The sequence below is a fragment of the Ochrobactrum teleogrylli genome (genome assembly GCF_037482325.1).
Classification (GTDB): Bacteria; Pseudomonadota; Alphaproteobacteria; order Rhizobiales; family Rhizobiaceae; genus Brucella; species Brucella teleogrylli.
The window spans coordinates 3,688,373-3,701,527 of record NZ_JBBHKQ010000001.1; the positions used below are offsets into that span (position 1 = coordinate 3,688,373).

Consider the following 13,155-nt stretch of genomic DNA (forward strand, 5'->3'; position numbering starts at 1 on the left):
CTTCGACCCTTCGACAAGCTCAGGGTGAGGGCGAGGGGGAAGCTGAGGGGTGAGGGCGGGCGGAGGCTCAGCGCGAGAGCGAGCCAACGCCCGGTAGACTGCCTTATTTCTTCTTCATCGCTTCCAGTAGCGCTGCGCCAAAACCGCCGGTCGAAGGCTGTTCCTGTTTGCGTTGCGGCGCGAAGTTCTTGGCAGGCCTTGGATCGCGTTGCGCGTTGTTGCGCGGTGCAGGCGCTTCGCCGCCATCCTTGCGCATGGAAAGGCCGATGCGCTTGCGCGGCACATCCACTTCCACCACGCGCACCTTCACCACATCGCCCGCTTTCACCACTTCATGCGGGTCCTTGATGAAACGGTCGGCCAGTTGCGAGACATGGACGAGGCCGTCCTGATGCACGCCGATATCCACGAAGGCACCGAAGGCGGCCACGTTTGTCACGGTGCCTTCCAGCATCATACCGGGCTTCAGGTCCTTGATATCGTCAATACCGTCGGCAAAGGTCGCGGTCTTGAACTCCGGTCGCGGATCGCGGCCCGGCTTGTCCAGCTCGGCAATGATATCGCGCACGGTCGGCAGGCCGAAACGTTCATCCACGAAAACACGAGGATCGAGGCTTTTCAGCGCCACGCTGTCGCCCATCAGCGAGCGCACATCGCGACCGCAGGCGGCGACGATCTTCTTCGCCACCCCATAGGCTTCCGGGTGAACCGATGAAGCGTCGAGCGGCTCGGTGCCGTTCGGAATGCGCAGGAAGCCCGCGCATTGCTCGAAAGTACGGTTGCCGAGGCGGGCGACTTTGAGCAGTTCCTTGCGGTTCTTGAACGCGCCTGCGGCATCGCGATGCGCCACAATGGCCTCCGCAATCGATGCGCCAAGTCCCGAAACGCGGGCAAGCAACGAGGCGGAAGCTGTGTTGAGATCAACACCAACTGCATTCACCGCGTCTTCCACCACGGCGTCGAGCGCACGGGCGAGGCGTATCTGATCGACGTCATGCTGGTACTGGCCGACGCCGATGGATTTCGGCTCGATCTTGACGAGTTCCGCCAGCGGGTCTTGCAGGCGGCGTGCGATGGAAACCGCACCGCGCAGGGACACGTCCAACTGCGGGAATTCGGAGGCGGCAGCTTCAGACGCCGAATAGACCGATGCACCCGCTTCCGACACGATGACTTTGAGCGGCTTTGGAGCTGGCATGTCCGACAGCATGTCCACCACGAGACGTTCCGTCTCGCGGCTGCCGGTGCCGTTGCCAATCGCGATCAGTTCGATCTTGTGTTTGCGGACGAGGCTTGCCAGTTCCGCCTGCGTGCCGCGCACATCGTTTTTGGGCGGGAAGGGGTAGACCGTGGTGGTGTCGAGCAGCTTGCCCGTGCCATCGACCACCGCCACCTTCACGCCGGTGCGGATGCCCGGATCGAGACCCATGGTGGCGCGGGAGCCTGCGGGCGCGGCCAGCAACAGGTCTTTCAGATTGCGGGCGAAAACATTGATCGCTTCTTCTTCGGCGCGCTCGCGCAGGTCGCGCATCAGGTCGAGCGAGAGCGACAGCGAAAGCTTCACGCGCCATGCCCAGCCTGCCACTTCCATCAGCCAGCGGTCGCCCGGAAGCGTGCCGCCAATCGCATAGGCGGCGGCGATCTTGCGCTCGACCGGTTTCACGGCTGAGGTGTCGTCGGCATCGATTTCAATGTCGAGCGACAGGAAATCCTCGTTGCGTCCGCGCAGCATGGCGAGCGCACGGTGACCGGCGACGGTGGCCCAGCGTTCGAAATGGTCGAAATAATCGGAGAACTTCGCACCCGCCTCCTGCTTGCCGTCCACGACACGCGAGCGCAAAACAGCGCGATCTTTCAGATAGTTGCGCAAATTGCCGATCAGCTCGGCATTTTCCGCAAAACCTTCGGCGATGATATCGCGTGCGCCATCGAGCGCGGCTTTCACATCAGCAACGTCGCCGCTGACATAGGACGCGGCAATGTCGGCGGGCACAAGGCTGCGGTCTGCGAGGATCGCCTCGGCCAGAGGGCCAAGCCCGCGCTCACGGGCGATTTCCGCACGGGTGCGGCGCTTCGGCTTATAGGGCAGATAAAGATCTTCCAACTCAGCCTTGGTCTGGACATTGGCAATCTTCAATTCCAGTTCCGGCGTCAGCTTTTCCTGACCGCGGATCGATTCCAGAATGGAGGCGCGGCGCGCTTCCAGTTCACGCAGATAAGCGAGGCGTTCAGAAAGCTGACGCAGTTGCGTGTCGTCCAGCCCGCCGGTGACTTCCTTGCGGTAGCGCGCCACGAAGGGCACGGTCGCGCCTTCGTCCAGAAGGCCGATGGCGGCCATTGCCTGTTCCGGCTTTGCGTTGATTTCCGCCGCGATAATCGCGGCAATGCGCCTGCTGTCGTCCGCCATATGTATTCCAATCCCAAATATTTGCAGCGAACATAGTCGGATGTCTGTTCGGCGCAATCAAGGCGATATCGATGTTCCACAGGAAAGGCGGCAGTTTGGCCGTTCACGCGCATGTGAACGCTGCGCCTCTTTTTAAATCGAAACTAAGCGATATCTATATCGTGAAATGACGATATGCATCGGATCAGCGAGGTGAGTGCAATGTCGAAAGTTCAATCGATAAAGCAGCAGACAGCCTTGCCAGTGCCCCTGGATGAGATGCTGAAAGCGCTTAGTCATCCGGTGCGTCTCGACATTTTGAGCTGGCTCAAAGAGCCGGAGAAACACTTCTCCGCTCAGCACATGCCATTGGAGATGGGCGTGTGCGCGGGCCAGTTCGAGCGGTGCGGTCTTTCCCAATCCACCGTTTCAGCCCATTTGTCCTTGCTGACAAAAGCGGGGCTGATCACGCCCCACCGCGTCGGCCAATGGACGTTTTATAAGCGCGACGAAGAGGCGATAGCCGCCTTCATCGCAACCCTATCCGATCTTTGACCAACTTTTCCAACTTGCCCACCTTTTCCAACTTGAAGGAAATGCCCATGGCCACCTTGTTCGATCCTGTCACCGTTGGTGATCTGAAGCTTGCCAATCGCGTTGTGATGGCGCCGCTGACGCGCAATCGCTCGCCGCGCGCCGTGCCGAACGATCTCAATGTTACCTATTACGAGCAGCGCGCCAGCGCTGGCCTCATCATCACCGAGGCAACGCCGATCAGCCATCAGGGACAGGGCTATGCCGATGTTCCGGGCCTTTATTCGGCCGAGCAACTGGCCGGCTGGAAGCGGGTAACCGATGCCGTTCACACCGCCGGCGGCAAAATCGTCGTGCAGATGTGGCATGTGGGCCGTATTTCCCACAACACCTTGCAGCCGAATGGCGGCAAGCCGGTTGCGCCGTCCGCGATCACCGCCAAGTCGAAGACCTATCTGGTCCATCCCGATGGCACGGGCGAATTCGCACCGACCTCCGAGCCGCGCGCGCTGGAAAAAAGCGAGATTGCAGACATCGTCGCCACCTATGCCAAGGCTGCGAAGGACGCGATTGACGTTGCCGGTTTCGACGGGGTCGAAATTCATGCGGCCAATGGCTACTTGATCGACCAGTTCCTGCGTTCTGGCAGCAATCACCGCACCGACGAATATGGCGGCTCGATTGAAAACCGCGCGCGCTTCCTGTTCGAAGTGGTCGATGCAATCACCAAGACGGTGGATGCAGGCAAGGTCGGTATCCGCCTTTCGCCGGTTACGCCCGCCAATGACGCATCGGATTCCGATCCGCAGCCGTTGTTTGACTATGTGGTCGACAAGCTTGCGCCTTACGGTCTTGCCTATGTTCATGTCATCGAAGGCGCAACCGGTGGTCCGCGTGACTTCCAGCAGGGCCCGCAGCCGTTCGATTATGCGCGTCTGAAGCAGGTCTATCGTGACGCTGGCGGCGATGCCGCCTGGATGGTCAATAATGGCTATGACCGTGAACTGGCGGAGGAAGAAATCACCAGCGGTCGCGCCGATTTGGTTGCTTTCGGCAAGCCGTTCATTTCCAATCCGGATCTCGTGCGGCGTCTGAAGGAAAATGCGCCGCTCAACGAGCTGGATCAGCAGCATATGTATGGTGGTGGCGCAAAGGGCTATACGGATTATCCGGCTCTCGCCTAATCCTGAGAACGAAAAAGCCCGGTCGCGAGACCGGGCTTTTTCTTTGCACATGCGTGAATAGTTAGAGCCGCGCCCGCGTTGAACGCGGTGTGGCAAGCAATAAGTTTGTTTCGCTGGCCTTGATGCCGGGCACGAGACGGATACGGCGCAGCACCGCATCGAAATCGGCGAGGGTCGCGGCGCCCAGTTCGACCACCAGATCAAAACGACCATTGGTCGTGTGGACGGCGGAAATTTCCGAGAAACCACCAAGGGCCTTGACCACACGGTCGGCGACATGACCTTCGATTTCGATCATCATGATGCCGCGCACCGGCAGGTCCACGGCGTCCGAGCGCAGAATGACCGTATAGCCCAGAATATCGCCGGAGCGTTCCAGCCGTTCCATGCGCGCGCGGATCGTTGCGCGGGAAACGCCAAGATCGATCGCAATGTCGGAAATGCTGCGGCGGCCATTATGGCGCAAAAGCGTAATGAGCTTTTCATCCAGATCGTCCATAGTTTCTCCAATTTGAAAAGCCAATCCGACATTCTGATAAACCAAACCGATAAAATTGCCAATCCGGTTGGTTCACATCGCCAAATAAAAATGATGAATCTTATGACAATAATCAGAAGGAACCTTGTTTTATGCATTGCAAGATTTTGGGACTACCCGTTCAGGAAGGCACTGGCCGCGCAGGCTGCAATATGGGTCCCGATTCCTACCGTGCCGCAGGCATTGCCGATGCCATACGCGAGCTTGGTCACGGTTTTACGGATCTCGGCAATCTGGTTCCAAGCCCGGCTCAGATCAAGCAAGCGTCGCGCGAACATCCAAACCATGCGATCAAGGCGCTGCCAAGCGCTGTTGCCTGGATTGAAGCAATCAGCGAAGCCGCTTTCCGCGAGAGCGAAGAGGGCTTCCCGATTTTCCTTGGCGGCGATCATCTTCTGGCTGCCGGAACGGTTCCGGGCATTGCGCGCCGCGCCGTCGCAAAGGGCCGCAAGCAGTTCGTGCTCTGGCTCGATGCGCATACGGATTTCCACACGCTGGAAACGACGACGAGCGGCAATCTGCATGGAACGCCGGTTGCCTATTACACCGGCCAGAAAGGCTTTGACGGCTTTTTCCCGAAGCTTGAAGCCGCCATCGATCCGCACAATGTCTGCATGATGGGTATTCGAAGCGTCGATCCGGCGGAACGTCTGGCTATCCAGAAGACCAAGGTTTCGGTTTTCGACATGCGCATGATTGACGAGCATGGCGTTGCCGCGCTGCTGCGCCGTTTCCTCGACCGTGTGAAAGCGGAAGACGGCCTGCTGCATGTCAGCCTTGACGTTGATTTCCTTGATCCGTCGGTGGCGCCAGCTGTCGGCACGACGGTGCCGGGCGGCGCGACTTTCCGCGAGGCCCATCTCATCATGGAAATGCTGCATGACAGCGGTCTCGTCACGAGCCTCGATCTGGTTGAATTGAACCCGTTCCTGGATGAGCGCGGCCGCACGGCTACCGTCATGGTGGACCTGATGGCCAGCCTTCTGGGCCGCAGCGTCATGGATCGTCCGACGATCAGCTATTAAGGCGCGTCTTGCCGAATGACGCTCCGATCATTGTATCAATGCGCAATACGCTCCGAAGGCCGTGTCAGCCTTTCGGAGCGTGTTTAAGGAGAATGTGAATGACCCAGCCGAACCTCAACATCGTCCCCTTCGTCAGTGTCGACAACATGATGAAGCTGGTGCTTTCCATCGGCGTCGAGACCTTCCTGAAGGAACTGGCCGCATATGTGGAAGAGGATTTCCGCCGCTGGGAAAATTTCGACAAGACGCCGCGTGTCGCGTCCCACTCCCGCGAAGGCGTGATCGAGCTGATGCCGACGAGCGATGGCACGCTTTATGGCTTCAAATATGTCAACGGCCATCCGAAGAACACGCGTGAAGGTCTTCAGACCGTCACGGCTTTCGGCGTTCTGGCCGATGTGGGCAGCGGCTACCCGATGCTCCTGACCGAGATGACGATCCTGACGGCGCTGCGCACGGCTGCCACGTCAGCGGTTGCCGCCAAATATCTGGCGCCCAAGAATGCCCGCACGATGGCGATCATCGGCAATGGCGCACAGAGCGAATTTCAGGCCATAGCATTCAAGGCGCTGCTCGGCGTGGAGAAGCTTCGCCTTTACGACCTCGACCCGGAAGCGACCGCAAAATGCATGCGCAATCTTGCCCATGCAGGTTTCGACATTGTCGCCTGCAAGTCGGTGGAAGAAGTGGTCGAGGGCGCCGATATCATCACGACGGTCACGGCGGACAAGGCCAATGCCACCATCCTGACCGACAATACGGTTGGCGCTGGCGTGCATATCAATGCGGTGGGCGGCGATTGCCCGGGCAAGACCGAATTGCACGGCGATATTCTCCGCCGCTCCGACATTTTCGTCGAATATCCGCCGCAGACCCGCATCGAAGGTGAAATCCAGCAGCTCCCGGCAGACTATCCGGTCAACGAGTTGTGGGAAGTCATCACCGGCAAGGCGCAGGGCCGCAAGGATGCGCGCCAGATCACGCTGTTTGATTCCGTCGGCTTTGCCACGGAAGATTTTTCGGCTTTGCGTTATGTGCGCGACAAGCTGAAGGATACGGGCCTGTATGAGCAGCTCGACCTTCTTGCCGACCCGGATGAGCCGCGCGATCTGTTCGGCATGCTGCTGCGTCACGAAAAGCAGCTGGAAGCCGAAAAGTCGAAGCCTGCCGCCTGATCAGGCTGATCAATCAGAGCGGACGGCGCGCATGACGCGGGGCGGCGATACGCCCCGCTTGCGTTGCAATGGCCATTTCAAAACTGTCGGCAATGCGCCGCGCGCGATCAATGAAAATGATCGCCGCTTCCGCAGGATAAATCTCGCGTGCGGTTTGCTCGAACAAGGCAAGCCAGCGGTCGAAATGCTCGCCTTTCAGGTTGAGCTTCAGATGCGGCGCCATGGGTCGCCCGTCATAACCGCCGGTTCTCAAGATGACCGACGACCAGAATTGCGCAATCTGCGCGATATGGTGATCCCAGTCATGCACGGCTTCCGCAAAGATTGGCCCGAGCAGCTCGTCCGCCCGCGCGCGTCCATAAAATGTCGCCACCAGTTCCTGAATGGATGCGGGGTCAATCGAGGGATGCGGCTGGTTGATGAGCAGGGTCATGGCGAGGCTTTCCGGGTTGTTCCAGCCGGATATAGGCGCTCGTCACCTGCTAATCCAGCGCAGCTTTGCCGCATACCGGCGCTATTCCTCGAAGCGGCCATCAGTTTCGCGGTCGCGCTCATAACGCTTTTTCAGCGGAAATGGCGGCAACCAGCTTTCGCGGCGGATCGTCCACAATTCGTAGGTCGGCACCAGCTGGTCGGGAGCATCGAGCGAACCCAGATGCACCTCGATTTCATCATCGGAACGGGAAAAGACCGAGGAACCGCAGCGCGGACAAAAATGACGCCCGGCATAATCGCGCGTTTCGCCATCGATCGTGACCGCATCCTGCGGGAACATTGCTGATGCCAGAAAAAGCGCCCCATGATGTTTGCGGCAGTCGAGACAGTGGCAAAGGCCGACCCGATAGGGACGCCCCGTGGCGACAAGCCGGACATCGCCACACAGACAGCCACCAGTAAATTGATCCATGGTTTTCCTCCTCAATTCAACCGGATCATGCTTTTCAGAAGAAATATATGAAGCGGTCAACCAGTAATTCAACCGGCACGGTGCGCGTCTAAATAGGCTTTTTGTGACTCGCTCCGCATGGGCCCGCGATCATCTTTCAGAGCGGCGAATGCCGCAAGGCGGTGGGTGTCTTGATATTGATATGTAACGGTTTTTTTGGCTTTTCCAGAGTGAAATGTCAGCTATGGTGAATCTGGAGGGCATTGGGATTTATCAAATGAAATCAATGTGTTATTTTCTGTTAAATCATTTCCTCTAATTTTTGTTTATCTTTTATGATGTTTTGAAATTCTCTACTGGGAATTTAAGTATTGCCCATCAAAATAAATTCGTTTTTTAATGTCGCGGGGGCTTTATGCAATGAACTGAGGGGTTTCGATGCATTTAGGTATTCGCAGGGTTTCGGCCACCCTGCTGCTTTCCACGACGGCACTGTTCACGGTGGGTGCCGTGCTTTTGCCATCTGGAAATGCGCAGGCCGCATGTTCGTTTTCACCAACGGCCGGTGATGACGTTTTCATCTGCGACAGCGGTACATCCGCATCCGGTCTGACCGATACGAGCGGCAACAACACGCTCCTTCTGCCCACAGGCGGTAGCGGTACGGTCAATGGCAATGTAACCTTCGGTGCCGGAACGGACCGCGTCGAGTTACATTCAGGATCGATTGCTGGAAGCATCGATCAGGGCGATGGCGCGGATGCATTCATTATTTCCGGCGGCTCGGTTGTCGGTAATGTTCAACAGGGCGGTGGCATCGACGATTTTCAGATGACGGGCGGCCAGATTATCTCGCTCAATCAGGGCGACGGGCTCGACACGTTTTTCATGTCCGATGGCCGCATTATCGATGCTTTCGACGATGGCGATTATGCTGTGATGACTGGCGGGCGCATCGGTCGCGTCAACATGAAGCTGGACAACAATTATTTCAACATGTCCGGCGGCACCATCGATCGCAATCTGGTGACCGGTTTCGGCAATGATACGATCATCATCTCCAGCGGCATGATTGGCGGTAGTATCAGTGTCAGCGGTGGCACCGACAGCGTGACCATTACCGGTGGTACGGTTGCCGGTGACATCATGCTGAGCTTCGGCACCGACACGTTCAGCTGGAACGGCGGCGGCATTCTGTATGGAAATGTCGATCTTGGCGCTGATGACGACGTGGCCACGCTGACCAACCTGACCGACGCCAATATGGGGTCGACCAAGTTCATCACCGGTGGCGAAGGCACCGATAGTCTGAGCTTCAGCAATGTCAAAACCGGCGCGGTTTATCGCTTCGGCGGATGGGAAACCATCAATCTCACCAACGATACACGTCTGGTTTTCAATGCTCCGCTGACGCTTGGCGATGCGGGAACCGGAAAGGGCACACTCAACATCGATGCGACCAGCACCATTTATGGTGGTTCGGCCCAGTCGGTTATCAAGCCCTATGCCGCAACGCAGCTGGCCAATGTGTTTAGTGCAGGCCGCATCGACCTGACCAATGGCGGCTCCAGCACGACCGATAGCCTGACCATTCGCGGCAACTATACCGGGCAAAATGGCCTGCTGTTCCTCGACACGGTGCTTGCGGGTGATGCGTCGCCTTCGGACAAGCTGGTGATCGATGGCGGTTCGGCTTCCGGCAATACCGGCATTGTCGTGGAAAATATCGGTGGCGCAGGGGCTTCGACAGTGTCGAATGGCATCATGGTCGTTGAGACGCTGAATGGCGCAACCACCACTGCGGGCGCCTTCACCTTGAATGGCCGTGTCGCGGCTGGCGCCTATGAATATTATCTGTTCAAGGGTGGTGTTTCTGCCGGAACGACAGAAAACTGGTATCTGCGCTCAACGCTGGTGAACGGTAGCCAACCGGCTGCCGTGGGTTCGGAAGCGCCGGAACCAGAGGCTCCGGAAACGGTGGCCGCTCCGCCGCCGTTGGATCAGCCGGCTGCGGTGCTGCCAGTCGATCCGAACGATCCCGACCCGCAGGACAATTCTGCGCCGGTCGCCGGAAACTCAGCCGCGCCGACTGCGCCTCCGGCTCCCCAGGGCGCCGATGTTGCCGACCCGCCAGACAATACCGTTGGTGGTTTGATGCAGCCTCCACTGCCCGGCAACGGCGTCGCGCCGCCGTCAGCAGGGGCGACGCGCGTGGAAGGCGATGTCGTCAATCTCTATCGTGAAGAAGTGCCGGTCTATTCGGCTCTGCCGCCGGTCGCGCATCATCTGGCGCTGTCTACGCTCGGCACATTCCATGAGCGCCGGGGCGAGCAGGACCTGCTCGAGAGCGGTGGCTATCTGCCGTCGAGCTGGGTGCGGGTGTTCGGTCAGGACATCCACATGAAGTGGAGGGGCACCGTTGCGCCGGGAGTCGATGGCAGTCTTCTCGGTATTCAGGCCGGGCAGGACCTGTTCGGACGTGAATCCGACGACGGCCATTTCGACCGTTTCGGCGTCTTCTTCGGTTATGCGCGCGCCTCGGGCGATATTACCGGGCAGGCGCTCGGCTGGAACGATCTTGCCGTCGGCGACCTTGACGTTACCGGCACCAGTTTCGGCGGCTATTGGACCCATATCGGCCCGCAAGGCTGGTATCTCGATGCGGTGGTGATGGGAACATGGTTCGATGGCAGCGCCAGCTCCAACGCGCAGCAGGGCATAGACCTTGACGGCCACGGGGTCACGGCCTCGCTGGAAGGCGGCTATCCGGTGGCACTCGGCGGCAACTGGACGCTGGAACCGCAGGCGCAACTGATCTGGCAGCATCTCTCGCTGGACGATCAGGCTGACCGTTATTCCACGGTGACGTTCGATTCCGACAATGCGTGGACGGGCCGTATCGGCATGCGGTTGCAGGGCGCGGAAGAAACCTCGTTCGGCAAGCTGCGCCCCTATCTTAAGGCCAATCTCTGGCAGAATTTCTCATCGGACCAGACCGTATCCTTCGGCACCGATCCGATTGTCACCGATCTGAAAGGAACGTCACTGGAAGTTGGCGGCGGGATAACGGTCGATATCACGGAAAAGGCCAGCCTTTTTGCAACTGCCGACTACACAACCAATCTCGGAGGAGAGCGAACGCGGATCTGGGAAGGCAATATTGGACTGAATGTAAAATGGTGATTCCAGAGCACATCCCGAAAAGTGTGAAACGGTTTTCGGAGCAGATGTGCGTCTAATGTGGCGGCTGACGGCGTCGCCATTGCATTTTGAAGGAGAGGGAAAACGTCAATGGGCAGACGGGCTTATGACAAACTTGCGAAGATTTGTGCATCTCTGAAGACCTCTGAACAGGAACTGGCTTACGCGCTCGGCATATCGCGCATCGCGCTAAAGGCAATCAATCGTCCAGATACCCCCCTTTATCTGCGTCTGGCGCTTGCTGCACTCCTGTCGGAAATCGACCCGGATAAGGTGCTGAATGCGACGCATTCGCCTCCTGCAATGGAAGTGCCAGTGCATCTTCTGTAACCCCGATAGAAAGTCTCAAGTCATCCCCCAGGGCTGAGGATAGTATCGTGACTAAGTTTTACGTCCTGCTTTTTCTGATAGGTCTTGTGAGTTACCCGCAACTGGCCGCTGCGGCCTGTTCGGGTGCTGCCAGCGCTGCCGATCTGGCAGCGCAAAGGCAACTATCCGCCCTGCGCGCCATGGAGCGCGGGCGTGGCTGCAAGGGTGATGGCGGCGGGGGCTTGTTCAATGCCTGCCGCGATCTGTCGGTGCGCATTGCGGAAGTGCAGCGGCAGATTTCCGCCGGGCTGGCCGCAAGGTCATGTTCCGAACCATCGGCCACGACACAACGCAGCGCGCGACTGGATCGGCCAAAGGTGACACCGGCGGCTGTCACGTCGAATGCGACCGAGAAACCCAAATCCTGGGCCGGCAAAGGCGCACTGACCTATTGCGTGCGCCTTTCGGACGGTTATCTGTTCCCGGCGCCGCACTCTCAATTCGACAAAACGGAAAGCACAACGGAAACGCTGGCTCAATGCCGCTTCATCTGCCAGAACGAGAGCGTCGATCTCTATGTTCTCAATGATGTGAATGGCGAAACGGCGGATATGATTTCCGCGACCAGCGGCAAGTCCTATGCGGAACTGCCGACGGCCTATAATTATCACGAGAGCAGCGATTTCAAAAAATGCGACTGGGCGGGTTATGTCGCCAAGGTCAGCGAACTGCGCGCCAGCAGTCGGTCGGCGAGAGCCATGCGCAATGTCGTGATGCCGATGCCGGACAGCCGGCCGAGCCGCAATGCCGATATGGTCGATACGGTTGCTACGGCAACCTTTGCGCCGCTGACGGACCGAAAGGTGCGGGTGGTCGGACCGGCCTTCATCTTCGATCAGGGCATAGCACCGGAAACTGTCCAGCAATAGCTGCGAGGATTTTTTTGAGCGCTGGGAGGGAAATGCTAATGGTGAAAACACCAGAATATTGAGCTATGTAAAATTAATATAGTTTTTAGCCGTCATCACATGATGGTAAGCGTAGAGTGAATTCTAGGCGGTCAGCTCCCATGGGTGAACACAATATCCTTATTTAATTTTTGGAAAGCAAGATGGCCAAAGCAAAGTCAGCAAGCAATCCATTCGATAATTTTACACCGAGACAACGGGTGGAAGTTGCGCAGAAACGCATCTCTATTCTAATAGACAATATTTTGCATTGGCTTTTACTTCGTGAGAGCAACAATATAGCAATATTCTCGAACACTCTTTCTAAGCAAATACCAAGGTCGAATGCCGCGACTGCGTTTAATGTTCTGACTGACAGCCTTTATAGGTTCGAGATTATAAGGCTTTGCACCTTTTGGGATAAGGCGTCTAAGGATCGCATAAGCATTCCGACCATTGTTGCACTACTCGACAATGCTGAAACTGCAGAAATTGTAGGCGAGAACGCATACCGGTCTGCTTCCGATCCGGGTCATTGGATGGGAGGTAGCAACGACGTTGATCGGGCTATTCAGCGAATGTTGAAAGAAAATGCGTTGAAGCGCGCAGAGACCGAGCGTATTGAGGCTATCTCCAATCTGACGGAAGTTATTAAAGAGGCCGTCGATCTAGCGTCGAACACCAAAATTATTGGCCTCAGATCGTTCCGAGATAATTATCTTGCCCATTCCCTTGTGCCAAATGGTAGCGAAAAAGCGATAGAGGTAGTCCGTTATGGGGATGAAAACGACGTTTTTGAAGATACAAAGCGGCTTGTCCTGAGACTTCACCAAATCGTCAATCTTACCGATTTTATGTTTGAGGACAGTCGTAAAATGGCTCGCCGAAACGCTGAGGAGCTTTGGAACAACTGCACGTTCTCCATCCCAGCGCGATCACGCTAGAAATTAATCAGAACGACAACAAACAG

Annotated in this window: 12 protein-coding genes; 8 read left to right on the forward strand and 4 right to left on the reverse strand. The window is 57.5% G+C overall.

The features are described from left to right. Window positions 1-103: 103 nt before the first annotated feature. Window positions 104-2,407 carry a Tex family protein gene (locus WIX40_RS17270; protein WP_339440837.1) on the reverse strand — a complete coding sequence of 768 codons (2,304 nt, stop codon included), beginning with the start codon at window positions 2,405-2,407 and terminating at the stop codon, window positions 104-106. Between the two features lie 201 nt (window positions 2,408-2,608). Between WIX40_RS17270 and WIX40_RS17275 the strand changes: the two genes are divergently transcribed. Next, on the forward strand, window positions 2,609-2,941 hold the full coding sequence (locus WIX40_RS17275) for an ArsR/SmtB family transcription factor (RefSeq protein ID WP_171318483.1): 333 nt from the start codon (window positions 2,609-2,611) through the stop codon (window positions 2,939-2,941). A gap of 47 nt (window positions 2,942-2,988) precedes the next feature. Next, complete coding sequence (locus WIX40_RS17280; protein WP_109369555.1) at window positions 2,989-4,104, forward strand: alkene reductase; 1,116 nt, start codon at window positions 2,989-2,991, stop codon at window positions 4,102-4,104. 61 nt (window positions 4,105-4,165) lie between these two features. Here the strand turns inward: WIX40_RS17280 and WIX40_RS17285 are convergent, their stop codons facing one another. Next, entirely contained in the window at window positions 4,166-4,603 is a 438-nt protein-coding gene (locus tag WIX40_RS17285; RefSeq protein WP_109369554.1) for an Lrp/AsnC family transcriptional regulator, read from the reverse strand. A 131-nt stretch (window positions 4,604-4,734) separates the two neighbouring features. Between WIX40_RS17285 and rocF the strand changes: the two genes are divergently transcribed. Both rocF and ocd read left to right on the forward strand, forming a co-directional pair. Then, on the forward strand, window positions 4,735-5,667 hold the full coding sequence (gene rocF, locus WIX40_RS17290; RefSeq protein ID WP_109369553.1) for an arginase: 933 nt from the start codon (window positions 4,735-4,737) through the stop codon (window positions 5,665-5,667). A gap of 98 nt (window positions 5,668-5,765) precedes the next feature. Then, window positions 5,766-6,842 (forward strand): ornithine cyclodeaminase, encoded by a 1,077-nt coding sequence (ocd, locus tag WIX40_RS17295; RefSeq protein ID WP_339440839.1) that lies wholly within the window; start codon window positions 5,766-5,768, stop codon window positions 6,840-6,842. A 13-nt stretch (window positions 6,843-6,855) separates the two neighbouring features. On the opposite strand, the gene WIX40_RS17300 is transcribed toward ocd, so the two are convergent. Further along, complete coding sequence (locus WIX40_RS17300) at window positions 6,856-7,275, reverse strand: group III truncated hemoglobin (protein ID WP_121536572.1); 420 nt, start codon at window positions 7,273-7,275, stop codon at window positions 6,856-6,858. Between the two features lie 81 nt (window positions 7,276-7,356). Continuing rightward, entirely contained in the window at window positions 7,357-7,749 is a 393-nt protein-coding gene (locus tag WIX40_RS17305) for a GFA family protein (protein ID WP_339440841.1), read from the reverse strand. 417 nt (window positions 7,750-8,166) lie between these two features. Between WIX40_RS17305 and WIX40_RS17310 the strand changes: the two genes are divergently transcribed. The 4 genes from WIX40_RS17310 to WIX40_RS17325 all read left to right on the forward strand — a co-directional run bounded on the left by WIX40_RS17310 (window position 8,167) and on the right by WIX40_RS17325 (window position 13,129). Next, complete coding sequence (locus WIX40_RS17310; RefSeq protein ID WP_339440842.1) at window positions 8,167-10,911, forward strand: autotransporter family protein; 2,745 nt, start codon at window positions 8,167-8,169, stop codon at window positions 10,909-10,911. A 108-nt stretch (window positions 10,912-11,019) separates the two neighbouring features. Then, a complete protein-coding gene (locus WIX40_RS17315; RefSeq protein WP_109369549.1) occupies window positions 11,020-11,259 on the forward strand; it encodes a hypothetical protein in 240 nt (79 codons plus the stop codon). 47 nt (window positions 11,260-11,306) lie between these two features. Then, complete coding sequence (locus WIX40_RS17320) at window positions 11,307-12,167, forward strand: DUF2865 domain-containing protein (RefSeq protein ID WP_235858888.1); 861 nt, start codon at window positions 11,307-11,309, stop codon at window positions 12,165-12,167. A 182-nt stretch (window positions 12,168-12,349) separates the two neighbouring features. After that, entirely contained in the window at window positions 12,350-13,129 is a 780-nt protein-coding gene (locus tag WIX40_RS17325) for an AbiU2 domain-containing protein (protein ID WP_339440843.1), read from the forward strand. The last annotated feature ends 26 nt before the right edge of the window (window positions 13,130-13,155 follow it).